The organism is Janthinobacterium sp. BJB304 (assembly GCF_002735765.1).
Taxonomy (GTDB): Bacteria; Pseudomonadota; Gammaproteobacteria; order Burkholderiales; family Burkholderiaceae_D; genus Janthinobacterium.
Window position 1 is genome coordinate 135,046 of the sequence record NZ_PDZN01000008.1, and the last position, 25,429, is coordinate 160,474.

At 56.5% G+C, this 25,429-nt stretch carries 23 protein-coding genes; 17 read left to right on the plus strand and 6 right to left on the minus strand.

Going from position 1 to position 25,429, the window contains the following annotated elements; all coding sequences use genetic code 11:
* Positions 1-42: 42 nt before the first annotated feature.
* The 3 genes from CSQ95_RS11665 to CSQ95_RS11675 are packed head-to-tail and all read right to left on the minus strand — an operon-like array spanning position 43 to position 2,884.
* Entirely contained in the window at positions 43-1,215 is a 1,173-nt protein-coding gene (locus CSQ95_RS11665) for a LegC family aminotransferase (RefSeq protein WP_099409634.1), read from the minus strand.
* Positions 1,212-2,213 (minus strand): NAD-dependent 4,6-dehydratase LegB, encoded by a 1,002-nt coding sequence (locus tag CSQ95_RS11670; protein ID WP_086138452.1) that lies wholly within the window; start codon positions 2,211-2,213, stop codon positions 1,212-1,214. The genes CSQ95_RS11665 and CSQ95_RS11670 overlap by 4 nt, the downstream gene beginning before the upstream one ends.
* Positions 2,210-2,884 (minus strand): cytidylyltransferase domain-containing protein, encoded by a 675-nt coding sequence (locus tag CSQ95_RS11675; protein ID WP_099409635.1) that lies wholly within the window; start codon positions 2,882-2,884, stop codon positions 2,210-2,212. Before CSQ95_RS11675 ends, CSQ95_RS11670 begins: the two co-directional genes overlap by 4 nt.
* A gap of 1,531 nt (positions 2,885-4,415) precedes the next feature.
* On the opposite strand from CSQ95_RS11675, the gene CSQ95_RS11680 reads away from it, so the two are divergent.
* From CSQ95_RS11680 to CSQ95_RS11730, 11 genes are all read left to right on the plus strand, one after another.
* Complete coding sequence (locus CSQ95_RS11680; protein ID WP_086138454.1) at positions 4,416-5,555, plus strand: N-acetyl sugar amidotransferase; 1,140 nt, start codon at positions 4,416-4,418, stop codon at positions 5,553-5,555.
* On the plus strand, positions 5,552-6,166 hold the full coding sequence (hisH, locus tag CSQ95_RS11685) for an imidazole glycerol phosphate synthase subunit HisH (protein WP_086138455.1): 615 nt from the start codon (positions 5,552-5,554) through the stop codon (positions 6,164-6,166). Before CSQ95_RS11680 ends, hisH begins: the two co-directional genes overlap by 4 nt.
* Complete coding sequence (locus CSQ95_RS11690; protein ID WP_086138456.1) at positions 6,167-6,949, plus strand: AglZ/HisF2 family acetamidino modification protein; 783 nt, start codon at positions 6,167-6,169, stop codon at positions 6,947-6,949.
* Positions 6,950-6,986: 37 nt separating this feature from the next.
* Entirely contained in the window at positions 6,987-8,021 is a 1,035-nt protein-coding gene (locus tag CSQ95_RS11695) for a polysaccharide biosynthesis protein (RefSeq protein WP_086138457.1), read from the plus strand.
* Positions 8,022-8,025: 4 nt separating this feature from the next.
* Positions 8,026-9,132: an NAD-dependent epimerase/dehydratase family protein gene (locus CSQ95_RS11700; protein WP_086138458.1), complete on the plus strand. Its 1,107-nt coding sequence runs from the start codon at positions 8,026-8,028 to the stop codon at positions 9,130-9,132.
* Between the two features lie 2 nt (positions 9,133-9,134).
* The gene (gene wecB, locus CSQ95_RS11705; protein ID WP_086138459.1) at positions 9,135-10,268 is read left to right on the plus strand and encodes a non-hydrolyzing UDP-N-acetylglucosamine 2-epimerase; all 1,134 of its coding nucleotides are present in this window, start codon (positions 9,135-9,137) and stop codon (positions 10,266-10,268) included.
* 8 nt (positions 10,269-10,276) lie between these two features.
* On the plus strand, positions 10,277-11,521 hold the full coding sequence (locus CSQ95_RS11710; RefSeq protein WP_099409636.1) for a glycosyltransferase family 4 protein: 1,245 nt from the start codon (positions 10,277-10,279) through the stop codon (positions 11,519-11,521).
* Positions 11,514-12,449, plus strand: coding sequence for an SDR family oxidoreductase (locus CSQ95_RS11715; RefSeq protein WP_099409637.1), 936 nt, complete (start codon positions 11,514-11,516; stop codon positions 12,447-12,449). The genes CSQ95_RS11710 and CSQ95_RS11715 overlap by 8 nt, the downstream gene beginning before the upstream one ends.
* Before the next feature lie 11 nt (positions 12,450-12,460).
* Positions 12,461-13,021, plus strand: a complete 561-nt coding sequence (locus CSQ95_RS11720; protein WP_099409638.1) for a sugar transferase — start codon at positions 12,461-12,463, stop codon at positions 13,019-13,021.
* A gap of 94 nt (positions 13,022-13,115) precedes the next feature.
* Complete coding sequence (locus CSQ95_RS11725; protein WP_099409639.1) at positions 13,116-15,065, plus strand: nucleoside-diphosphate sugar epimerase/dehydratase; 1,950 nt, start codon at positions 13,116-13,118, stop codon at positions 15,063-15,065.
* 459 nt (positions 15,066-15,524) lie between these two features.
* A complete protein-coding gene (locus tag CSQ95_RS11730; RefSeq protein WP_099409640.1) occupies positions 15,525-16,757 on the plus strand; it encodes a lipopolysaccharide biosynthesis protein in 1,233 nt (410 codons plus the stop codon).
* Between the two features lie 722 nt (positions 16,758-17,479).
* On the opposite strand, the gene CSQ95_RS11735 is transcribed toward CSQ95_RS11730, so the two are convergent.
* Complete coding sequence (locus tag CSQ95_RS11735) at positions 17,480-19,048, minus strand: DEAD/DEAH box helicase (RefSeq protein ID WP_099409641.1); 1,569 nt, start codon at positions 19,046-19,048, stop codon at positions 17,480-17,482.
* A gap of 375 nt (positions 19,049-19,423) precedes the next feature.
* Here CSQ95_RS11735 and CSQ95_RS11740 point away from each other — a divergent pair, with 375 nt between their 5' ends.
* The gene (locus CSQ95_RS11740; RefSeq protein WP_099409642.1) at positions 19,424-19,642 is read left to right on the plus strand and encodes an oxidoreductase-like domain-containing protein; all 219 of its coding nucleotides are present in this window, start codon (positions 19,424-19,426) and stop codon (positions 19,640-19,642) included.
* Positions 19,643-19,652: 10 nt separating this feature from the next.
* Here CSQ95_RS11740 and CSQ95_RS11745 read toward each other — a convergent pair whose 3' ends face one another.
* Complete coding sequence (locus tag CSQ95_RS11745; protein WP_099409643.1) at positions 19,653-21,341, minus strand: methyl-accepting chemotaxis protein; 1,689 nt, start codon at positions 21,339-21,341, stop codon at positions 19,653-19,655.
* Positions 21,342-21,839: 498 nt separating this feature from the next.
* Here CSQ95_RS11745 and CSQ95_RS11750 point away from each other — a divergent pair, with 498 nt between their 5' ends.
* Together CSQ95_RS11750 and CSQ95_RS11755 are read left to right on the plus strand one after the other, a co-directional pair.
* Positions 21,840-22,559, plus strand: a complete 720-nt coding sequence (locus CSQ95_RS11750) for a Crp/Fnr family transcriptional regulator (protein WP_035828139.1) — start codon at positions 21,840-21,842, stop codon at positions 22,557-22,559.
* A gap of 179 nt (positions 22,560-22,738) precedes the next feature.
* Positions 22,739-23,401, plus strand: a complete 663-nt coding sequence (locus CSQ95_RS11755; RefSeq protein ID WP_175444717.1) for a hypothetical protein — start codon at positions 22,739-22,741, stop codon at positions 23,399-23,401.
* Positions 23,402-23,523: 122 nt separating this feature from the next.
* Here CSQ95_RS11755 and CSQ95_RS11760 read toward each other — a convergent pair whose 3' ends face one another.
* Positions 23,524-23,916 carry a GFA family protein gene (locus tag CSQ95_RS11760; RefSeq protein ID WP_099409644.1) on the minus strand — a complete coding sequence of 131 codons (393 nt, stop codon included), beginning with the start codon at positions 23,914-23,916 and terminating at the stop codon, positions 23,524-23,526.
* A 120-nt stretch (positions 23,917-24,036) separates the two neighbouring features.
* Between CSQ95_RS11760 and CSQ95_RS11765 the strand changes: the two genes are divergently transcribed.
* The 3 genes from CSQ95_RS11765 to CSQ95_RS29085 are packed head-to-tail and all read left to right on the plus strand — an operon-like array spanning position 24,037 to position 25,420.
* Complete coding sequence (locus tag CSQ95_RS11765; RefSeq protein ID WP_099409645.1) at positions 24,037-24,528, plus strand: DUF4265 domain-containing protein; 492 nt, start codon at positions 24,037-24,039, stop codon at positions 24,526-24,528.
* 38 nt (positions 24,529-24,566) lie between these two features.
* Positions 24,567-25,022: a BPSL0067 family protein gene (locus CSQ95_RS11770; protein WP_257218030.1), complete on the plus strand. Its 456-nt coding sequence runs from the start codon at positions 24,567-24,569 to the stop codon at positions 25,020-25,022.
* Entirely contained in the window at positions 25,019-25,420 is a 402-nt protein-coding gene (locus CSQ95_RS29085; protein ID WP_143449950.1) for an STY0301 family protein, read from the plus strand. Before CSQ95_RS11770 ends, CSQ95_RS29085 begins: the two co-directional genes overlap by 4 nt.
* Positions 25,421-25,429: the final 9 nt, after the last annotated feature.

Here is a 25,429-nt window from a genome sequence, read left to right on the forward strand (position 1 = left end):
CATCAAAAAAAATCACTCCAGGCCAACATACAATGAGAATATTTACAGGCCTGCACTGCTCGGTAAATTAAGCAGGCGACGTTCGAGCGATTCCGCCACGGGCACTGGCGCGCACGGCGCGCAGCTGTAGGGTTGCAGGCGATGCATCAAATGCCATACTGGCCGCGTCATCAGGCCGGCATCATTGGTGGCGCTGAGAATTTCGTCGCGATAGCTGGCATGCGCTTCGTCGAGCGCCAGGGTCTGCAACCAATAATTGCTGTGCCGGCCGGCCGGTTCCGCCACCATATGCATGCCCTCCACACCTGCGAACGCGGCCGCGTAACGGTCAAACAATTGCCGTTTGCTCAAAAGGAAACCAGGCAATTGTTCAAGCTGGGCGCAACCGAGTGCGGCATTAATGTTAGGCAAACGATAATTGTAGCCAATTTCATCATGCAGGAAATTCCAGCGGTGCGGGATCTTTGCCGTGGTGGTGATGTGCTTGAGCCGGGCACCCAATTCCGGATCGTTGGTGAGGATCGCCCCGCCGCCGCCAGTGGTAATGGTTTTATTGCCGTTGAAGCTGAGCGTCCCCATCACGCCAAAAGTGCCAGTATGACGTCCGCCGATAGTGCTGCCCAGCGATTCGGCCGCGTCTTCGATCACTTGCAGATGAAAATCATGGGCCACGCCGAGCAAGGCGTCGATATCGACCGGGTGGCCAAAGGTATGCATCGGCACCATGGCGCGGATGACGCGGCCGGTCTGACGGTTGATGCACTGACCACCGCGCATTTCGGTGCTGCCATTCAAATACTCGCGCAAGGCTTGCGCATCCATGCCCAGAGAAGTTTCTTCGCTATCGACAAAATGCGGCGTCGCCCCGCAATAGCTGACGGCATTCGCGGTAGCGATGAAGGTCAATGCCGGCAACAACACTTCGTCGCCCGGCTCGACGCCGGCCATGCGCAGCGCGACATGCAAAGCAGCGGTGCCGTTGACCACGGCCACGGCCCGCGCGGCGCCGGTGAATTCGGCCAACTGCTGCTCAAAGCGATCGACGAATTTACCCACCGACGAGACGAAAGTGGAGTCCAGGCATTCTTTCAGGTAATTCCACTCATTGCCACGGAAACGCGGTTCGTGCAGGGCTGCAGGTCCCTCGCCGACCACCGAGCGGATGGCGGCGACCACTTGCAGCGGCAGGGAGAGTTGGAAAGAGGTATCGTTCATACGTTGTAAATGTCGGCTTTGTAACTGGCCAGATTGGCGGGATCGCTGAACCAGGCAACGGTTTCTTGCAGACCGCGGATGAAACCGTCGCGGCCGCCGTATTGCGGTTGCCAGCCGAGCAAGTCACGCGCCTTGCCGTTGGCGGCCCACAACCGCTCGACCTCGCTCTTTTCCGGACGCAGACGCTGGTCATCGGTGACAACTGAAATTTCCACGCCCATTGCCTCGGCGATCGCGTGCGCGGTGTCGCCGATCGAAATCTCGAAATTACTGCCCAAATTGATCACTTCGCCTATGCCGCGCTCGGACTCCATGGCGGCGATGAAACCGGCAACGGTGTCGGCGACATAACTGAAATCGCGCGTCGGGTGCACCGCGCCAAGTTTGATCTCGCGCATGCCTGCCGCGATCTGGGTAATAATTGTCGGTATCACCGCGCGGGCCGACTGGCGCGGGCCGTAGGTATTAAATGGACGCAACAGAGTAACCGGGGTACCAAAGGAGGCGTGGAAGGACATCGCGATCTGGTCCGCGCCGATCTTGCTTGCAGAATATGGCGATTGGCCCTGCAAAGGGTGCTCTTCGGTGATCGGCACGAACCGCGCCGTACCATACACTTCACTGGTCGAGGTTTGCACCACCTTGCCGATGCCCAGGTCGCGCGCGGCCTGGACGATGTTCAGCGTACCCTTGATATTCGTATCGACATAAGTATCGGGCGAATGGTAGGAATATGGAATTGCAATCAGCGCAGCCAAATGCAATACGGCATCGCATCCCTTCATCGCGGTACGCACGCCGTTCGGGTCGCGCACATCGCCGGCAAACACTTCAAACTTGCCCTTGACGTCGGCCGAACAGCGGTCCAGCCATCCCCAGGAATTGAATGAATTGTACAAAACAAAGGCACGCACATCATAGCCCGCGCGTACCAGAGCCTCAGTCAGGTGGGAGCCGATAAAACCATCGGCGCCAGTAATTAATATCTTTTTTTTCATATTTTTTCGTTCAACAATAATTCGGCGAATTTCCAGTCCAGGGGGGTATCGATATCGACCGAACGGTCCGCTGGCATGACATAAGCCAGCGTTTCCTCGGCAAGCAGGGTGCGGCTGCTCCGCAACCAGTCGGCATTGGCGAAGTATAAAGCACCGTTCAGCGTCAATACAGTCGGCAGATCCTGGCGTCGAGTGTGCGATTGGGAAGCCAACAACTTTTCCAGTTGCTGCGTTGCCGTCATTCGGTACATCCAGTCAGGATGTGCATCGGGTTCGCTGACTGACACCACCGAAACGGCTTCCCGCTCGCGCGCCAAAGCAACGCAGGCATCGATGTCGGCACTGCTGCGCAAGGGAGATGTCGGCTGCAGCAGCAGCACCGCATCATAGTCCGGCAATTGCTGCAGCGCGTGGAGCACAGGCTCCACGCCAGGAGTCTCGTCACGGGCCAATTCGGCCGGACGCAGAAACGGTACTTGGGCGCCGTAGCGCAGCGCCACTTCTGCGATTTCAGCATTATCCGTGCTTACCACTACGCCATCGAGCAGAGTGGACGCCAGCGCAGCCTCGATCGTCCAGGCAATCAGGGGTTTGCCGGCGATCATATTAATATTTTTGCGAGGAATTCCTTTTGAACCGCCACGCGCAGGTATCAACGCCAGCGTTTTCATATGTGCACTCCCGAAAGATCGCCCGGAAATGCCACAAAAAGGTCTACCACAAGATCAGGCAGGCAGCAGCCTGGATTTCGAATGAATTTCATCAATGTTAAATACTTTTTTATAAATCGCAAAAATAAAGAAACACGTTGCGCAGTATTTTTATTGAAATCGGATTCATCAGAATTGCTAATGTGACATTTTTTTTAGAATCAAGATCAATGCTGCTTCTAACGCAACAGGGATTTAATAAATACCAACCCTCGTTTACAAAAAACCAGTATTGCCATTACACTGGCGCCAGTATAACACGGAGCCTTTGCGCAGCAGCGCCATTTTAGCACCTAGCTACCGTGAAAGCCGATTGCGACAAGCGAGTAAGCGGGCGCGCAGCCAACTCGCTTAAAAGCAAGCACAGTGGGCAATACCAGGCTCGACCTTCGTTGCGGCGACCGAATTATGTGCTGACCAGAGTATCAGGCTCATGCCTGCCACTTGCTGATCATTTTCAGTTGCCACTTCGCAATCAATCCGAGGATCATGATGAGGCGCCCCTGCGCCCGAACTTGCGCTTAGCCGGCTGCTTCCTTGCTGTCTGGGCAGCGTGCCGCCACGCGACAAGTCGGCCGACCGGGCCAAACCCTCATGCCGCCACCAGTCTCGGTCAGAGTCCAGGCGCTCGCGATCTGGTCGATAGCAGGAATAGCTTGGCTCAGGCGATACGCCCATTAACAACAGGGAACCATGACACCAGCAGATATTCGCATACCTGGCGCATGCACGAGGATAAAATTGAGGCCAATACGCCACACCTATTATGTAATTATTTGTAACACTTCCCTGACACAAAGCGCTCAAAACTACCGCACCATCAAGGTGGGCAAGGTGCCGCAAGTTGCATGCGCGCACCCACCCTTTCAAACTCAGCGCAGACAGTTGCCCAGGCCTGCAGCAGAATGCTCGAAGCAGACAGGGACTGGTCTATGATGCCGCTGCATGGCGCACTTTCCGCCAGCATAAGCGACGGCAGCCGATTGCGATCACCACATGTCGGAAAAGATACCGCAGGCACGGCCAGTCTCGGCAAAAAATCGCCATGACCCACACAGTACTAGCAAGAATGGCTGACAGGCTTGGACAACAGATATAATCTAAGTGATAAGCAAAACGGACAGCCAGCCATCGCGCCTCAAAAGACTTGCCGGCGCCGGCAAAGAGCACCCGGCCCTTCGAAGCAAGGGGGATGCACGCGGTCGGCACCCGCCCCGGAATTTGACTCAGGCGCCGCGAGTTGTGGTGCGCCAGTTATATTTTCAAATTATCCGAGAATACAGGCCAAATGAAACAGAGAGTAATAATGCCTTTAATTTATTAAAAATAAGGTAGATTCTCTGTATTTTGCCTCAAAAAATGCGCCTCCCGCGTTTGAAGGGGGAGGTATTCCTGTATAATAGTTAGCTTTGCTGAAATCTTAAAATTTTATCAGACCGTACATTATCTTTGCAATTTTCAATTTTGACAATTATTTCTCATGGATCAATCAATGCAAACTAAGCGTGACTATGCTATCTGCAGCAATTGCATCATGGACACCTCGGATTCGAACATTACTTTCGATGAAAAAGGTTGGTGTGATTACTGCAACAATTATCATGCTAATATCGTTCCAAACTGGCATCCGGACGAGCGCGGCCACCAGCAATTGCTGGCAGACGTCGAGCGCATCAAACGTGATGGTGCTGGCAAGCCGCACGATTGCATTATCGGCCTGAGCGGTGGCGTCGACAGTTCTTACGTGGCCTATCTGGCCAAACAACATGGCTTGCGCCCCTTACTGTTCCACGTCGATGCCGGCTGGAACTCGCAGCAAGCAGTCAACAATATCGAGAAAATGGTGGACGGCCTCGGTTTCGACCTGCATACCGAAGTCGTGAACTGGCAGGAAATGCAGGATTTACAACTGGCCTTTTTCAAGGCCCAAGTGCCGCATATCGACACGCCGCAAGATCACGCTTTTTTTGCGTCGCTGTACAATTTCGCCGCCAAAAACGGGGTCAAGTACATCCTGACGGGCGCCAACTATTCCACCGAATGCGTGCGCGAGCCCCTGGAGTGGCACTACCATGCGTCCGACCTGACCCAGTTGAAAGATATCCATAGCCGCTTCGGCAAGCGCAAGCTGAAAACCTTTCCGCTGTGCGACATTTTCAAGTACAAGATCTACTACCGTTTCGTGAAGGGTGTCAAAGTCGTCAAGCCGCTTAATTGCGTGCCTTTCATTAAGGAGGAGGCAATGCAATTGCTGGTTGACACCTATGGCTGGCAAAAGTATGCACACAAACACTATGAATCGCGTTTTACCCGATTTTATGAAGGTTATTGGCTGCCGACCAAATTTGGCTTCGACAAGCGCCGCGCCCACTTCTCCAGCTTGATACTGACCGGTCAACTGAGCCGCCAGGAAGCGCTCGACAAGATCGCCATCAAGGCTTACGACGAGGCGACCGTGGCCCAGGATTTCGAATACATTGCTACCAAGCTGGGGCTGACAATCGATGAATTGAAAGCCTTGATGCATGGCGAGAACAAGAGTTACTCGGATTATAAGTCCAGCATGTCTCTACTCAATTTCATCACCAAGGCATTGCGCCTGATCGGCTTCCAGAAGGCGATCATCCGATGATCAAGATTGTCGATTACGGCCTCGGCAATATTAGCGCTTTTTCGAATATGTACAAGCGCATGAATATTCCGGCGATGGCGGTGAAAACTGCGGCCGAGCTGGAAGGCGCCAGCAAAATCATCTTGCCGGGCGTGGGCGCATTCGACCATGCGATGGAATTGCTCGACGCCTCAGGCATGCGCGGCACCCTGGAAACCCTGGTGCGCGACGAGCAGGTGCCGGTGCTCGGGATTTGCGTCGGCATGCAAATCCTGGCCGAAGGCAGCGATGAAGGCAAGCTGTCGGGCCTGGGCTGGGTGCCGGGCCAGGTGCGCGCCTTCAAGGGCGAAGCGCTGTCGGCCCAGTTGCCGACCCCGCACATGGGTTGGAACGATGTCGCCCCCGTCGTGCCGCACGCGCTGTTCGCCGGCCTGGAGAACGATGCGCGTTTTTATTTCCTGCATTCGTTCTTTTTCGAGTGTGCGCAGCCTGAGAGCGTGATGGCGAGTTCGACCTACGGCCTCAATTTCGCTTGTGCGGTTCGCTCCGGCAATGTCTACGGGGTGCAATTCCATCCCGAGAAGAGCCACCACTATGGTGCCTTGCTTCTGAAAAACTTTGCGGAGCTGTAAATGCTGAGACCGAGAATCATCCCCTGTCTGCTGGTGCATGAAGAAGGCCTGGTCAAGACGGTGTCGTTCAAGAATCCGAAATACGTGGGCGACCCGATCAATGCCGTCAAGATTTTCAATGAAAAGGAAAGCGACGAACTGATCGTGCTCGACATCGATGCCACAGTCAACGGCGTCGAACCGGACTATAAACTCATTGCCGACCTGGCGGCCGAGTGCCGCATGCCGCTGTGCTACGGCGGCGGCATCCGCACCGTGGCGCAGGCAAAGCGCATCATCAGCCTGGGCGTGGAAAAAATCGCCATCAGTGCGGCGGCGATTGAAAATCCGGAACTGATCCGCCAGATCGCCGATGAAATCGGCAGTCAGAGCGTGGTCGTGGTGCTGGACGTCAAGAAACGCATGCTGAGCAAGGAATACGATGTATTCCTGCACAACGGTCGCAAGAATACCAAGCTGAACGCGGTGGAAGTAGCGCAAAAGGCCGAGGCGCTGGGCGCAGGCGAGATCGTTATCAATTCGATTGAAAACGATGGCCAGATGAAAGGCTACGATCTGGCGCTGGCTGAAAAGATACGCGCCGCCGTGAAACTGCCGATCACCATCCTGGGCGGCGCCGGTTCACTCGACGACGTCGCGCAACTGATCCGCGCTTGCGGCGTGGTCGGCGCCTCTGCCGGCAGCCTGTTCGTCTTCAAGGGCGCTTACAAGGCAGTACTGATCAATTATCCCAATGTGCAGCAACGCGACGAGTTGGTGCGCAACACACTGGGCGAGTCTTAAACATCACAAGTTAATGCGATTAACGGAAAGAGATATTATGTTTGAAGGCAAGGTTCTTCTGATTACCGGTGGTACGGGTTCTTTCGGGAATGCCGTGTTAAAACGTTTTTTGGACACCGGCATCGGTGAAATCCGCATTTTTAGCCGCGATGAGAAAAAGCAGGATGACATGCGCAAGAAGTACCTCAGCCCCAAGCTGAAGTTCTACATCGGCGACGTGCGCGATTTCGACAGCGTGCTCAACGCCACCCGCGGCGTGGATTACATTTTCCACGCGGCCGCACTGAAGCAAGTGCCCTCCTGCGAATTCCACCCAATGGAAGCGGTGAAAACCAATATCCTTGGCACCGACAATCTGCTCGAAGCCGCCATTCAGAACAACGTGCGCCGAGTGGTCTGCCTGAGCACCGACAAGGCTGCCTATCCGATCAATGCGATGGGGATTTCCAAGGCCATGATGGAAAAAGTCATGGTCGCCAAATCGCGCAACCTGGATGATGCCAAGACTGTCATTTGTGGCACCCGCTACGGCAATGTGATGGCGTCGCGCGGTTCGGTGATCCCGCTGTTCGTTGAACAGGTCAAGGCCGGCCAGCCGATCACGATCACCGATCCGGCCATGACGCGCTTCATGATGACGCTGGAAGACGCGGTCGATCTGGTGCTGTACGCCTTCGAGCACGGCACCAACGGCGACATGTTCGTGCAAAAGGCGCCGGCCGCCACGGTCGAGGTGCTGGTGCAGGCGCTGCTGGCGATCCTCGACAAGCCCGATCATGAAGTCAATATCATCGGTACCCGGCACGGCGAAAAACTGTATGAAACCTTGCTGAGCCGTGAGGAAATGGCGGCGGCTACCGACCTCGGCGAGTATTTCCGCGTGCCGCCCGATTTGCGCGACTTGAATTACGGAAAATTCGTCGAGCAGGGCGAACAGAAGATTTCCACATTTGAAGACTACAACTCGCACAATACCGAACGCCTGGACCAGGACGGCATGCAGAAGCTGCTAATGAAGCTCGACTTCATCCAGGCCATCGTGCGCGGCGAAGCAGCGGTAGCGGAAGGTTAAGTGCATGAAAGTCTTAGTCACCGGAGCCCAGGGCTTCATCGGCAGGAACCTGATGGTTCATTTGCGCGAACGGGCCGGCATCGAGGTGCAGACCTTCGTCAAGGGTGAATCCTGGAAGGCACTGGGCGAAAAGGCGGCGCAGGCCGACTTCATCTTCCACCTGGCGGGCATCAACCGGCCGCAGACGGAAGCGGAGTTCGCCCAAGGCAACACCGACCTGACCCAGGCCTTGTGCGACGCACTGCGGGCAAGCGGTCGCGCGGTGCCCGTCATCTACACTTCGTCTATCCAGGCACAACGCGACAATGCCTACGGCAGCAGCAAGCGCGGCGCCGAAGATGCGCTGCGTGCCTTCAGTGCGGCAAGCGGCGCGCCAGTATATATCTACCGCCTGCCGAATGTGTTCGGCAAATGGTGCCGGCCGAATTACAATTCGGCGGTGGCGACCTTTTGCCACAATATCGCGCAAGGTTTGCCGGTGCAAATCAACGACCCGGCCGCGCAGATCGAACTTGTGTATATCGACGACGTCATCGCCGCATTTTTGGACGTGATGCAGCAAACGCCCGTGCCGGCCGAGTACCAGGAAGTGCAGCCGGTGTACCGCATCAGCGTCGGCGCGCTGGCGCAGCAATTGCAAATCTTCAAGGACAGCCGCACCAACCTGGTTACCGAGGCTGTCGGCGGCGGCTTGACCCGCGCGCTGTACTCGACCTTCATCACCTATTTCACGCCCGAACAGTTTTCTTATCCGCTGGTCAAGCATGAAGATCCGCGCGGCGTGTTTGTGGAAATGCTGAAGACGCATGACGCCGGGCAGTTTTCCTTTTTTACGGCGCATCCGGGGATTACCCGTGGCGGCCATTATCACCACACGAAGACCGAGAAATTCTTGGTGATCAAGGGCGAAGCCCGTTTCGGCTTCCGCCATATCGATAGCGGTGCCACGCATCAGCATTGCACCAGCGCCAAGTCGCCGGAAGTGGTGGAAACCATTCCCGGCTGGTCGCACGACATTACCAATATCGGCGACGAAGAAATGATCGTCATGCTGTGGGCTAACGAGATTTTCGACCGCCAGCATCCCGATACGATTACCTACAAGGTTTGACAATGAAAAAGCTGAAAGTCATGACCGTGGTTGGCACGCGGCCTGAAATTATCCGTCTGTCGCGCGTGCTGGCCAAGCTGGACCAGCATTGCGAGCATGTGCTCGTACATACCGGACAGAATTACGATTACGAACTCAACGAGATTTTTTTCCACGACCTGGAAGTGCGCAAGCCTGACCACTTCCTCAACGCGGCAGGAGCGAATGCCGCCGAAACCATCGGCAAGATTATCATCGCCGTCGATGCCGTGCTGGAGCAGGTGCAGCCGGACGCGCTGCTGATCCTGGGCGACACCAACAGTTGTCTGGCGGCGATTCCCGCCAAGCGCCGCAAGATTCCGATTTTCCATATGGAAGCCGGCAACCGCTGCTTCGACCAGCGCGTGCCGGAAGAAACCAACCGCAAGATCGTCGACCACACTGCCGACATCAACCTGACCTACAGCAGCATCGCGCGCGAATACCTGCTGCGCGAAGGCTTGCCGCCGGACCGCGTGATCAAGACCGGCAGCCCGATGTATGAAGTGCTGCACCATTACAAAGACGGCATAGACGCTTCGGACGCCGTGGCGCGCCTGGGCCTGAACGAAAACCAGTATTTCGTGGTCAGCGCGCACCGCGAGGAAAACATCGATTCCGAAATCAATTTCACCAAGCTGGTGGCGGCGCTCAATGCCGTGGCAGAACGCTACCAGTTGCCGGTGATCGTATCGACCCATCCGCGTACGCAAAAGAAGGTCGACGCCAAGGCAGTCACCTTCCATCCCCTGGTGCGGCTGCTGAAACCGCTGGGCTTCAAGGATTACGTCAAGCTGCAATCGAGTTCGAAAGCCGTGCTGTCCGACAGCGGTACGATTACCGAAGAATCGTCCATCCTCAATTTCCCGGCCCTTAATATCCGCGAAGCGCACGAGCGGCCGGAAGGAATGGAGGAAGCATCGGTCATGATGACCGGCCTGGAAGTGGAGCGCGTGCTGCAGGGTCTGGCGATCCTGGAAAGCCAGCAGCGCGGCGCGTCGCGCGATCTGAAGCTGGTGGCCGATTACAGCGCGCCGAACGTGTCCGATAAAGTGATACGCATCCTGCACAGCTATACCGATTACGTGAACCGTAAAGTGTGGCACAAGGCGGGATAAGCGACAGCGTGAAAATATTAATCGTTAGCCAGTATTTTTGGCCAGAAAACTTTCGCATCAATGACCTGGCGACGGAATTGCAGCAGCGGGGGCATGAAGTCACCGTATTGACGGGCTGGCCGAATTATCCTGAGGGAAAAATTTACGAGGATTTCAGCGAGAATCGAGCCAAATATACGCAATTTGGCGCGGTCCGGGTGGTGCGGGTACCGCTGACGCCGCGCGGCAAGGGAGCCTTGCGCCTGGCGCTCAATTACCTGAGTTTCGTTTTATCCGGCTCCTTGCTCGGCCCGCTCAAACTGATCGGCAAGAAATATGATGTGATTTTCGTGTACGAGCCATCGCCGATCACTGTCGGCATCCCGGCTCTGGTGCTGAAGTTGTTCAAGAAGACGCCGATCGTGTTCTGGGCGCTTGACTTGTGGCCGGAATCGCTAAGCGCCGTTGGCGTCGTGAAATCGCGCAAGGTGCTCAATGCGGTCGGAGTAATGGTGCGCTTCATTTATCGCCACTGCGACTTGATTTTGGCGCAATCCAAATCGTTTATCGGCGGGATAGAAAAGTATTGTCCGCAACGCGAGAAAATCCGCTATTTCCCTAGTTGGGCGGAAGAATTGTTTCATGAAGAAACGGTGATCCCGGCTCTTGAGGTGCCGTCCAAAGAAGGTGCATTTAATGTCCTATTCGCCGGCAATATCGGCGATGCGCAAGATTTCCCCACCATCCTGGACGCTGCCGAGCGCTTGCGCGAACGGCGCGAGATTCGCTGGATTATTGTCGGTGACGGACGCATGGCCGACTGGGTCAGGGCGCAGGTCGCGCTCCGCGGCTTGCAGGATCAGGTGCTGATGCCGGGCCGCTTTGCACTCGAGCGCATGCCATCGTTTTTTGCCCATGCCGACACCTTGCTGGTGACACTGAAGGCCAGCGAGATCTTTGCCATGACGATTCCGGGCAAGGTCCAGACTTACCTCTCATCGGGCCTGCCGCTGATCGGCGCGCTCGATGGCGAAGGCGCCGAAGTGATTCGCGAGTCGGGCGCCGGTTATGCCTGTGCCGCCGGCGATGCCGCCGGCCTGGCCGATGCCGTGGCGCGCATGGCCGACGCCGGCGTAGAGCAACGTGCCGCGATGGGCGCAGCGGCGCAGCGCTGCTATGCAGAACAATTTGAGAAAAAACTGTTGATCGATAAGCTGGAAGGCCATTTTGCTGATCTCGTGTCAACCAAGAATAAAGTGAGCAGCCATGTCTAACATCCTCGTTACCGGGGCCAGCGGCTTTGTCGGTACGGCCTTGTGCGCCGAACTGGAGCGGCGCTCCATTACCTGCACAGCCGCGGTACGCAAGGCAAGCAATCCAGCCCAATTGGCGGTTGGCGAACTGAGCGCCACGACCGACTGGTCGCAGGCCCTGGCTGGCTGCGATGCGGTGATCCACCTGGCGGCGCGGGTGCACGTCATGAACGACACATCGGACGATCCGCTGACCGCTTTCCGCGCCGTCAATGTGGCTGCCAGCGTGCATCTGGCCAGGCAGGCCGCCCAGCATGGCGTGAAGCGGTTCGTCTTCGTCAGCAGCGTGAAAGTCAATGGCGAGGCCACAGGCACCCGGCCGTTTACCGCCTTCGACGCAGGCGCGCCGCAAGACCCATATGGCCAATCGAAGCTGGAGGCCGAACTGGCGCTGAAAGAAGTGGCGCTGGCCACCGGATTGGAGTTGGTGATTGTCCGCCCGCCGCTGGTCTACGGGCCCGGTGTACGCGCCAATTTCATGCGTCTGATGCAACTGGCCAAAATCGGACTGCCACTGCCGCTGGGGGCGATTCATAACCAGCGCAGCATGGTGGCGCTGGACAATCTGGTCGATCTGCTGATCCTGTGCTGCCGTCATCCCGCTGCGCCGGGCCAGACCTTCATGGTGTCGGACGATCACGATGTCAGCATCGGTGAATTGTTGCGCATGCTTGCCAGCGGCATGGGCAAGCGCACATGGCTGATGCCGGTGCCGGCCTGGCTGATCCAGCGTTGCGCCGCGCTGCTGGGCAAGAAAGCGGTGGCGGATCGGCTGCTCGGCTCGCTGCAAGTGGACATCGCCCATACCAAAGCTACGCTAGGCTGGAAACCGGTGCTGGATATACAGGAATCCATCAATAAAACCGTGGCACACTTTCTGAAACAATAACAAGTATAAGCATGAAACGACTATTCGACCTGCTGCTGGCCCTGCTGGCCAGCCTAATTTTGCTGCTCCCTATCGTGCTGGTGGCGCTGTGCGTCAAATTGACATCGAAAGGCCCGGCGATCTACTGGTCGGATCGGGTGGGACGCTACAACAAGATCTTCCGCATGCCGAAGTTCCGTACCATGCGTACCGACACGCCTGCGGTGGCGACCCATTTGCTGGCCGATCCGAAGCGCTTCCTGACACCGTGCGGCTCTTTTTTACGTAAATCCAGCCTGGATGAACTACCCCAGCTTTGGAGTATTCTGTGCGGTAATATGAGTTTTGTCGGCCCACGCCCGGCACTATTCAACCAGGACGACCTGATCGCGCTGCGCACCCAGAATGGAGTGGACGCAATCCTGCCCGGCCTGACCGGATGGGCTCAGGTTAACGGCCGCGACGAATTGCCGATTCCAGAAAAGGTCAAACTCGACGTGGAATACATGCAACGTCAATCGTTGGCGCTGGATTTGAAAATTATCTTACTGACATTCATGAAAGTCGTACGCCGCGATGGGGTGACCCATTAGATTGGCGGTTGTTGTTATTCCTGTATCATGTGCTGGCGGTAGATAATATTCGCCATTCAATAGCACTCATCTCCAATTACGCTTGAATAGAAAAATGAAATCATTTCTTGATTTATCACGTATCCAGAAACAATTGATAGCGGCGACGGCAGATTTAATTTTCCTGCCACTAACATTTTGTTGCGCAATTCTCTTGCGGTACGATTTATCAAGCGCCCCATTGTTTACGCATTACCTGTGGCTGATTATTTCCGTACCGGTCATTTCGATTCCTATTTTCATACGGCTAGGCTTGTACCGTGCCGTCATCCGCTTCATCGACCAGAAAATCGTTTATGTTGTCATACTCGGCGTTACTATTTCAGTAGCAATGCTGGTCACCTTGGCGGCCCTGGTCACCCATATGTCGGGGCTGTCGCGCGGCGTCTTTGGTATTTACTGGATCAGCGCGATCACCTATGTGGTGGCGAGTCGCTTCCTGGCGCGTGGTTTTCTGCTGTACCCGCATGGCAGCCAGCAAACGGTGCGGGTCGCTATTTACGGCGCGGGAAAAGCTGGTTCGCAGTTGGCCAAAGCACTGCGCGCGGGCGAGGAGTATCTGCCGGTGGCCTTCATCGACGATATGGCGGAATTAAATGGCGCCACCATAGGCGGTATCAAGGTCCATAGCGCAGCCTATCTGCCGGAGTTGATCAGCAAGGCGAAGATCAGCGAAGTCCTGCTGGCCATGCCGTCGCTGTCTAAAAGCAGGCAAAAGCACATCCTGAACAAGCTGGAAACGCTCAAGGTCAAGGTCAAAGTGACGCCGCCGGTGGAAAGCCTGGTCAGCGGCGAGCTGCGCCTGCAGGATGTGCGCGACATTGAAATCGAAGATTTGCTGGGGCGCGACCAAGTCGCGCCCGATCTGACGCTGGTCGCCAGCTGCATCACTGGCAAATCCGTGATGGTAACGGGTGCCGGGGGCTCGATCGGCTCCGAACTATGCCGGCAGATTATCCGTTTGCGACCGGCGCGTCTGATTTTACTGGAAATGTCCGAATTTGCTCTTTATTCCATCAAACAGGAACTCAAGGGATTGAACAGCGGCCAGGGATTTGAACTGGATCTGATTCCTTTTCTTGGTTCTGTACTGGATACGGAAAAATGCAAACGCATCATGAGCACCTTCACGGTTGAAACGGTCTACCACGCTGCCGCCTATAAGCATGTGCCGCTGGTAGAACACAATCCGATCGAAGGGGTACGCAATAATGTATTCGGCACTTTAAGCATTGCGCGAGCGGCAGTGGATGCAGGAGTAAAATGTTTTGTACTGATTTCAACTGACAAAGCGGTACGTCCGACCAATGTGATGGGCACCACCAAGCGTTTAGCAGAATTGATTTTGCAAGCATTTGCGCGCGAAGGCAATCGAACGCGCTTCTGCATGGTGCGTTTTGGCAATGTACTGGGTTCATCCGGTTCGGTGGTGCCGTTGTTCCGTAAACAAATCATGAATGGCGGACCAATCACGTTGACCCATCCGGAAATTACACGCTATTTCATGACTATTCCTGAAGCTGCACAACTAGTACTGCAAGCCGGCGCAATGGGTTCGGGCGGCGATGTATTCGTCCTCGATATGGGAGAACCGATCAAAATTATGGACCTCGCCGAAAGAATGGTGCATCTGAGCGGACTTGAAGTCAGAAGCAAAGCCGCGCCAGATGGGATAGAAATTTCCCACGTCGGCTTGCGCCCAGGGGAAAAACTGTATGAAGAATTATTAATTGGCGATAACGTTGAAGGAACCGAACATCCCCTTATCATGCGCGCCCAAGAATCTGAAATTCCTTGGGCTGAATTACAGATTATTTTAAGCGACTTGGAAGCGGCTTGCGAGCGTTTTGAATTCGAGACTGTACGTACTTTGCTGCTGCGTGCCGTTCAGGAATACTCACCGCAATGCGGAATCGAGGATTTGATCTGGTACGAGCAAAGAAAGTCTCTAACGCTGCCCGGCGATTCCTCAAAAACATCCCCCCATCTACAAAATTCGAATTAATAGTGGTGCGGAAGCAACAGCAGTGGAAGTCAAGCCACGCCACCTTGACGTTCTCGGGAAGCTGGCAAAAAACAAATTCGTATCGATGACCGCCTTGACCAAGCAAGCGGCCATCCTGCCAGACTGCGATTAAAGGATATACTAAGGAGCGTCGCACTGTTAACATACAATTGACGTCATTTTCTCCTGCACTGGAAAACTGATGAGTGTTTTACATTTTTTCCAAATGTACCACGCTAATAGATATCTGTTGATAAATCCATTTATTTTATGCAGTAGCATTCGCCTGAATAGTAAAAATAATAGATGATGTTTTTTAGAGTGGATGATAAAAATGCATCTTACATCTTTCAATATTACATAGTAATAGACATGATGCGACCAAGTCGTATGCCATACGAGTAAAAATTATTTTAGAAAAAATACCTTTATCAACATCGACTTAGATAGTAAAAAATTATGGAAAAATATGATGAGCTCAGCGAAGAAAATAATGACGGCAACCAGTTTGGAATTCCTCTGATGGATCTATTCCCTCCATTATGGCGCTCGCGCTGGGTAATTATTGGCGTCACCGTCGTTGCATCAGGACTTGGCTTATGGCAGGGAATACATGCGGCAAAATATCAAAGTGAGGGTTTCCTGCAGTTCGGCGGAGCAATTCCAATACCGTTGGATAGAAATATGAAAGACAAAGAGCCTCCTCCTGGTATCATGCTAGCCGATTATAAACGTTATGCTGCATTCTTCAGTACTAGCGGACGCTTTACCGAATTTATTCAGCAAAACAAGCTTGAAGCCACACCTGGCGTAGATGGCCTACGCAAAGTATTTTCTTCTGCGGAAGAAATTTCAAAACTGATGCAGCCAGTTTTCCCATTCACAAAACTTGATGCCAAGGAGTTAATGGATCAACCCAAGGATGGTGGTAACAATGTCATTGGCCTACGCATTGTGTATGCGGCAGGAAGTGGGGAAAACGCCCAGCGTATGGTTGGATTGTTGGGGCGCTACGCAATGGACAGCATTACTTATATGATTTATTCCGATGTATTGCGTTTTAAGTATAGCGAAATTACAGCACTTATTACCAAACTCGATAATGACATTATTGAAAATAGAGAAAAACTTGATCTTTATAAACGTAAAAGCGCAGCCCTGAAACAGATTGTGATGCGCTACCCGGAGTCGGCCAACCAAACTTCGCGCCAGGTGATTTCAGTCACGGAAGACAATGCACGCTATTTGTCGCCGGTCACGCAACTAATGACGACAGAAGTAGATACAGCGATAACCGACGAATTGATCTACCATACGAAGCGCGAACAGCAAAAAAATATTTTGCTGCGTGAATATTATGGTCAAGCTAAAATTCTGCTGGATAACACTAAATCTGGAGAGACCGTCTTGCGCGGACTGGAGTCGGTAAAGTTAGCGGTGTTCAAGACCAAAGATCTAAAGGATAAGACAACCCAAGAGGTGTACAACAAAATCACCATAGACAACCAGTTGGCAAATAACCTGTACCTCGAAAAGAGTCGCTTTATCGCGGGGCCAAGCTTGCCGGAACACCGCTCGACACGCCTGTCTGCTGCGCTGCTACGGGCATTTGCAATAGGATTGTTTGGATCTATAATCGTCGTATTAGGACGCGCTTGGTGGATTAAGAACCGCTCGAAGTTTGATATTTAAGGCTCTGTAATCGATAATAACGGAAAGCATGGACGCATCTCCGTGGCCGTGCTGTCTGACTCTCTATACCCATCATGCAGGGAGCTGATCATGCGGCTAGCCGAATGGATCAACTTTATCGCTTAGTTTGCTCACCTGAGCAAACTAAGCGGCAGGTTGGAATCTTCCTGCTCCAGGATAATTTACCTCAACACGTGACCTTGGCGCTGCTTGAAAGGGCGGCGCAGCCGCGCTTGGCCAGCCCCGTTTGGCAGTCCGAGTCACTTGTACCGGCATGGTCGAAGCCCACGAACTCCAGTTGCAGGAATCGAAGAAAGGCGCGCTCCAGATGATATTTCCAGCCCAACGCCAGAGTGTACATGCGAATAATCACGGATTGCGAATGAACAAGTCGGGATCTTGGCGGCACGCAACTGCACCGGGTAAATCCCATATTTCGTCACAGGCACAAGGGCGTTGACGAACGCGCAGCCGCACAGCTGTCTGTCCCCGTGATCGACAAGGATATCTTTTTGGTCACCGATGTCCATGCGATCTGGCAGTCTTTTGCCAGAGAGGCATTATCCATCGGACTGTCAACTTGCGCGCCTGCATCTGCAGGGCGCCGTTCGCGTGCATGACGTCATGCCTACCACTGCCATTTGCGGCAGTGGTCATGGCCATTTCACGGCGCAAGAATTGTGATTTTTCGACAAAACGCACAATCATCTCTCAACTGGGATTCACTGCTTCAGCAAACCACCCAGCAATGCCGCCACTTTCTGCTTCGGCTTGGCCGCAGCAGGCGCCATGCTTGCGGCAGCCGGGGCTGCGGCCTTGGCCGGCTCATATGGCTTGAGGAACCAGGGATCAGCCTTTTCGCGGCGTGCGCCGGGACCAAAAGCGGGACGCGCACCGCGCTCGGCGGAGCGGCTGTCGCGGCTATCGCCGGCATGGCGGCTCTCGGGCGCGCGCGCGGGGCGTGCCTCGCCACCTTCGCTGCGGCGCGGCGGACGGCGCTCGCTGTCGCTGTTGCGGGCGGGAGCCGGGTTGAAGCCCGTCAATTCGCCGCGCTTGATGCTTTGCTTGATGAGTTTCTCGATATCGGCCAGCAAGCGCTCGTCCTTATCCGAGTAGATCGAAATGGCGTCGCCCGAGGCGCCGGCGCGGCCCGTGCGGCCGATACGGTGCACATAGTCTTCCGCGTTGTACGGCAAGTCGAAGTTGATGACGCAAGGCAGGTCGGAAATATCCAGGCCGCGCGCCGCCACGTCGGTCGCCACCAGCACGTCGATTTCGCCCTTCTTGAACGCCTCCAGCGCCGCCATGCGTTCCTGCTGGCTCTTGTCGCCGTGAATCGCCGTGGCGCTCATGCCTTCCTGCTCCAGCACGCGGGCCAGGCGCGAGGCGCCGATCTTGGTGTTCGAAAACACGATGACCTGCTTCAGGTCGCGCTGGCGCAGCAGATGGGCGACCAGGGCATGCTTCTGGTCTTCCGTCACCTTGTAGACCACTTGCGTGACCTTGTCGGCCGTCTGGTTGCTGCGCGCCACTTCGATCGTCAGCGGATCGTTGAGGAAGGTGGCGGCCAGTTTCTTGATTTCTGGCGAGAACGTGGCCGAGAACATCAGGTTCTGGCGCTGTTTCGGCAGCAAGTTGATGATGCGCTGCAAGTCCGGCAGGAAACCCATGTCAAGCATGCGGTCGGCCTCATCCATGACCAGCATCTGCACCTGGCTCAGGCTGATGTTCTTTTGCTCGATATGGTCGAGCAGGCGGCCCGGCGTGGCGATGACGATTTCCACGCCGCCGCGTAGGACGACGGTTTGCGGCTTCATATCCATGCCGCCGAAGACGACGGTCGAGCGCAGCGGCGTGTGCTTGGCGTAGGCCTTGACGTTTTCGGCCACCTGCACCGCCAGCTCACGCGTCGGCGTAAGGATCAGCGCGCGTACCGGGTGGCGCGCCGGCGACATGCTGCTGCTGGCGTGCGCCATCAGCAACTGGATGATCGGCAAGGAAAAACCGGCCGTCTTGCCAGTGCCCGTTTGCGCGGCGCCCATCACATCGCGGCCTTGCAGCACCACGGGGATCGCTTGTTCCTGGATCGGTGTCGGATGGGTGTAACCCTGGTCGGTCAAGGCGCGCTGGATTTCAGGCGCAAGGCCAAAGTCGGCAAAAGTCAGGCTGGGAGCAGCGGATGCGGCAGGTGCAGGTGCAGGTGCAGGTGCTGGTGCAGGCGCAGCGGCGACGGGCGCCGCTTCAGGGGCAATCGCCGGGCTGGGCGTAGGAGTCGATTCGGTTTCAGACATAAATTTTCTGGTGTGCCTCCGCACTGCGGAAGCCATGCTTTCTCAATAAACAACATTTCGGGGCACAGGCAGCTCCGTCTTGCAAGCCATGGATCATTGTTCTTGCGGCACCTCCGTGCTCCGGGACATGCTGTATGGCGTATGCGGGAGCGTCGAAGAGATGTGCTGCGATGGCGGCGGAGATCGCGCCGGCGGAACATCGCGCGCAGAAGATACAATATCAGTGCTGTAAACGATACCCTAATTCACCGCAACTGTACACGGAAACCGTGATTTTTGAGCAAAAAGCGTTCCAGCAATAGACCTCCGGGATGCCGTATCATGCCGGCTCCGATGCCAACGCCGATGCCAGCTCCGCCGTCCCCTGCCCTTACCATGCCCACCCCGCCTTTATCCCACGATCCGCAACCGCAGCCGCCCAGCAAGCCGGGCAACGACGAGTGCTGCCACAGCGGCTGCACCTTTTGCGTACTGGAAATGTACCAGGAGGACCTGGCCGCCTACGAAGCAGCCCTGAGGGCGTGGCAACAGCGCCAGCAAGCCGCTGCCGCGCCCGCCACCCAGGGCGTCAGGAAGCCGCGCAAGCGCGCTTAACTTAATTCAATTAAAAGCTTTCCCACTCATCCACTGGCGCCGCGCGGCGCGCCGTACTGGCCAGTTGACGCGGCGCCGGTACCGGCGTCACGGCTGCCGACGCCTTGACAGCCTTGACAGGCGCACGCGGCCGGTTTGCGGCGGCGCTGGCCGCATCGAGCTTGAAGATACTGACCACCTCGCTCAGGCTGGCGGCCTGCTCCTGCATCGACTCGGCCGCTGCGGCAGCCTCTTCCACCAGGGCCGCATTTTGCTGCGTCACCTGGTCCATCTGGGCGATGGCCTGGTTAACCTGCTCGATACCGGCGCTCTGCTCGCTGCTGGCGGCCGTGATCTCGCTCATGATGTCCGTCACGCGGGTGATGCTGGCAACGATGTCATCCATCGTGCGGCCCGCCTGGTCCACCAGTTTCGAGCCCGCCTCGACTTTCTCGACCGAATCGCCGATCAGCACCTTGATATCCTTGGCCGCCGCGGCCGAGCGTTGCGCCAGGTTGCGCACTTCCGTGGCGACGACGGCAAAGCCGCGCCCCTGCTCGCCTGCGCGCGCTGCCTCGACGGCCGCATTCAGGGCCAGAATATTGGTCTGGAAAGCAATCCCGTCGATGACGGCGATGATGTCGACGATCTTGCGCGACGAGGCATTGATCGACGCCATCGTGCCCACCACTTCGCTGACCACCTTGCCGCCTTCGATGGCGATGCTCGACGAGGTCTGCGCCATGGTGTTGGCCTGGCGCGCATTGTCCGCGTTCTGCTTCACGGTCGAGGTCAGCTCTTCCATCGACGAAGCCGTTTCTTCCAGCGAACTGGCCTGCTCTTCCGTGCGCGACGACAAATCCTGGTTGCCGGCGGCGATCTGGCTCGACGCCGTGGCGATGGTATCGGTGCCGCCGCGTACCTGGCCCACCAGGTTTTGCAGGCTGGCATTCATGTCTTTCAGGGCTTGCATCAATTGTCCCGTTTCGTCTTGCGATCGCACAACGATATGCGCCGTCAAGTCGCCAGCCGCCACCCGGCGCGCCACGCCGACGGCCTCGATCAGCGGACGCGCCACGCTGCGCGCCACCCACAGCGCCAGCAGCATGCCGATGATGACGATGCCCGCCACCAATGCGATCAGGCTGGCGCGCGAGGCCGCATAGGTTGCGTCGGCGCTGGCGCTCGAGCGCACGCCGCCGTCCGTGTTAATCGCCACCAGTTTATCGAGCGTCGCCATCATGTCTGTCATGACCTGGGCCGACGGTCCCACGGCCAGCGCGCGCGCCTCTTCCTTTTTCATCTCGCGCGACAGGCTCAGCATGGTTGCATGCAGGCGCATGAATTCATCGTTGAGCGCCAGGAAGCGCTCGAACACTTCCTTCTCCCCCGGTTCGGAAATCAGGCCGCGGTATTTGTCGGCATCGGCCTTCAGCCTGGCCTGAGTTTCCGTCATGCGCGTTTCGTTCTGCGCCATGTCGGCATCCTGCGCGGCCAGCATGTGCGCCAGTTCCCAGCGGCGGAAATCGCTGACATCGCTGCGCATGGACATGGCCGCCAGCACGCTGGGCATCCAGTTGTCGGACAGGTCCGTCGACGCGGTATTGATGCGCGCCATGGAAAAGATCGCCGACACGCCCAGCGCTGCCGTCAGCAGCAGCACGGCACCAAACGACAAGATCAGCTTGGTGGCAATTTTCAGATCAAAAAACCATTTCATGCGTTGCGTTCCTTCATTAACAGGTAAACGGGACAAGACAGGCGCGCACCAACACGGCGCAGGTAATGCGGCGGCTCATACCGAAACGCCAGTTAAATTTCCACAAGGCAACATTTTATCACCGATGCACTGCAGCGCAGAGTGGTTTGATCGCGGCATGCGGCCAAAGTTCAGGTGTAGCGGGCAGCGCGCCGCATTTTTGTTCAAACACGGTTGTTTCCAAACGGGAAAGTGAAGAGCAGGCGTAGGAGTTGGATGACACGGGGCAATGTTCCTAGCCTACATAAGCACGTCGGCTCATCCGATGCCCGTCATTGCCCCCTGGTTCTATAGTGGATACAAGATTCAGCACAACGCTAGCAAGCCAGAAAAGCAGCGCCATCCAACAAAATCAGAAAACGAGGCCCTACCATGTACAAAGCTTATAGCAACCTGACACCAGCAACGAATAGCCACGCAGCCGCCCAGCACAACTGGCAAGCCGCTCCGGCCACACCCATGATCAGCATCACGGGCGCCCAACAGAACGAATTGCTGCGCGCCTTGTCGCGCGCCGATCTGGAGCGCCTGTTTTGCCAGCTGGAATTGGTCGCTTTGCCTGCCGGCAAGCACCTGTTCGATTGCGGCGGCAAGATTGAATACACGTACTTCCCCACCAACGCCATCGTTTCCCTGCTGTATGTGATGGAAGACGGCGCCACCACCGAGATCGCCGTCATCGGCCGCGAAGGCGTGGCTGGCGTGGTGCTGTATGAAGCCGAGCGCGCCACCTGCACCGCCATCGTACAGACGGCAGGCTACGGCTACCGCCTGAAAACCGCCTTCCTGCGCGAAGTGTTCAATGAAGGCGGCGCGCTGGCGCAATTGCTGATGCGCTACACCAGCGCCATGTTTGCGCAAATGGCGCAGAACGTGGTGGGCGGCCGTCATTGCAGCATCGAACAAAAACTGTGCCGCTGGCTGCTGGACCGCCTCGACCGTTCCCTGTCGAACGAACTGAAGGTCACGCAAGACACCATGGCCAACATGCTGGGCGTGCGCCGCGAAAGCGTCACCGTCACGGCGCGCAAGCTGCAGGACGAAGGCCTGATCCAGTACCGCCGCGGCACGGTCGAAGTGCTCGACCGCGAAGGCCTGGAAGCGGCCGCCGGCAATTGCTATAAAGCCGCACGCGCCGGTTTCGAACAATTCCGCAGCGGCATCAGCGCACACAATTAAGCCACGTCGCAAGCTGATGCGGCAGGAAAGCAACACCTTGTAACACCATTTGCCACTTCGTCTTGCTTGGCAACAATCCAGCCTCTATTATTCTCGTTGAAATTACCCAATAGAAACTTTATTTTCAATTGGGTAATTTATCGCGTACATAATTAGATCAACGACTGGAGTCAGTAAGCATGAAACAGCAATACCTGATCGCCGCCCTGCTGGCAGGCATGTTCTGCGCAAGCCAAGCCCAGGCAGAAATCGCCATCGCCGCCGACCTGGGTACGACCGGCGTCGGCGCCCACCTGAGCGTGCCGCTGCAATCGAATCTGAATGCCCGTTTTGGCGTCGGCTTCCTGAATTACTCCTACGACTCCAGCACTGAAGACGTCGACTACAAGCTGAAACTCAAGCTGCGCACCTTCGACGCCTTGCTCGACTACTTCCCCATGGACGGCGCGTTCCGCGTCAGCGCCGGCGTCGTGTACAACGGCAATAAAATCGATGCCAAAGGCAAGCCGAACAAAAGCGGCAGCTACACATTGAACGGCAACACCTATACGGCGGCCAGCGCTGGCCAGCTGGACGGCACCATCGATTTCCGCAAGGTCGCACCCTACATCGGCATCGGCTGGGGTAACCCGGTGAAAGAGGCCGGCTGGAGCATTTCCAGCGACATCGGCGTATTGTTCCAGGGTTCGCCGAAAACCTCGCTGCACAATACCGGCTGCGACCCGCTGGTCTGTGCCGCCCTGAAAACGGACGTTGCCGCTGAAAACGAAAAACTGTCCGACAAGGTCAAGGATTTCAAGGCGTATCCAGTGCTGCGCATCAGCGCCAGCTACCGCTTCTAAGCAGGTTTTCGCCCCCTGGCGCCAACCCGCCAGGCAAGATATCAAGGCACGCTGCGGCGTGCTTTTTTTATATTCGGGGCACTCGAAAAGGACCGCAGGCCAGACACTGCGGCACGCCGCACCTAACTGGCGGCAACGGTGGCGACCGGCCACCAACCCGGCCTGGCATCGTCAAACGAGTGGTACTCGGGTGCGAAGGCGGCCTGGGTCGCATCATCAAAACTGCCCACCAGCAAGGCCACCGTGGGCGCATCGTCGATGGCGCCGATGGAACTGCCGCAAGCGGCGCAAAAGGCCCGACTGGAATACTCGGAAGAGCGGTAGGTGGCCGGCGCGCCGGCCGTGCCCGTCCACCGTACTTGATCGCGCGCAAACTCCACCCACGCTACTGTCGGCGCGCCCGTGTGCTTCTGGCAATTGCGGCAGGAACAGCTGTGCGGATTGCTGCCCTCACCCCTCACTTCGAAGCGCACCGCGCCACATAAGCAGCCGCCTGTTTGCACCGCATTTTCCATTGCCTCTCCTCGTTTGCACCGTTGCGCACCCTGCCAGCAGGAAACTACCCGGTACAATATTGCCATAACTCGCTCCCTGGCGCACCCATACAATATGGCGCCGGCACTATGAAAGAATAAATGGAAGACATCAATTGCGAAGGCTTGCCGCACATCCGCGTATTGGCAGGCGAAAACACCAGCGGTCCCGTGTATGAAACCCTGCCGGCGCGCCAGATCGACGAGCACGTCTACGAACTGCTGGCCTCGCCCGGCCTGACCCTGAACCTGGCGCGCGGCGACATCGTCAGCATCGCCGACCCGCTCGCTCCCGCCGAAGTCTTAAAGCGCGGCGGCAACTTCTGCATCCAGATCTACGCCGACGATGTGCCGCAAGCAGCAGTGGACCAGCTCGAACGCGACGTGCAAAGCCAGCTGGGCGGCACCATGGATGGCCAGTACAAGGGCAACCTCACCTTCAGTGTGCCGGGACACCACGGCATCTACAACGTCAATGGTCCCTTCGACGCCTTCCGCACGGCGACGGGCGTGGAATGGTATTTCGCCAACATCTACGTCAACCTCGATGACGATGATGATGAAACCTTGCTTAACTGGTGGGTGGATATGTAAGGTTGTCCGTGCACCAGGCGGGGCCATGACACATGTCAATGTTCTGTATTGCTCTGGCACACATCAAGCTGCTTGCCCGCGCCTTGCATACGCTCTCTCTATCATCAACCACAGAGAGCAACGCTATGCCCTACATTGCGCGTGCCGATTATGCGAAGCAAAAAGAGTTCGTGGGAAATGGCGAGTGCGTTACCCTGGTCAGGCACCTCACCGGCGCCCGTGCCTCATCGCTTTGGCGCAAAGGAGACAAAGTGCCGGATCTGCTGGAACAAGGCGGTATCGCGAAAGGTACAGTGATTGCCACCTTCGTCAACGGCCGCTATCAGAATCTGCGGCAGGGCAATCATGCGGCGCTGTTCATCCGCCAGGTGCCTGGCGGCATAGAAATTTTCGACCAGTGGCGTAACCACAAGCCCAGCGCCCGCGTGATCTACTTCGGCCGTTCGGCGGCGGGGGCATCGAATCGTCCCGAACTCTATTCGGTAGTGGAATGAAGCAGCTCGCACTGGCGACATTGGTCATCGCTGCCGCGGCGATGCGGCCAGTTGCCGCAGCCCCCATTGCGTCCATTTCTTGCCCGCAAGCGCCTCCCTCAAGCTGGAACCTGCCGGCCAGCAAACTCGATGGCGTACGCGTGCTGTCCTATCCGGCGGATCAGCCGCCAGCAGCTGGCGAAGCGTTGCCTATCCTGGCCCCGGACAAGGAATGGACACGCAACGGCACCTTGCATCAACGCTGGGACATCAATTTTGATGCGCCCGAGTATCTGTTTCAGGTGGACTGCCTGTATGCGGGAACCGAACGCTACCTGCGCATGGCTTTGCCGGGCATCAAACAGTGCGTCGCAGCCATTGCACAGCAAACGAAAATAGTCAGTTTTCAGTGCAAATAGGCAACTCGG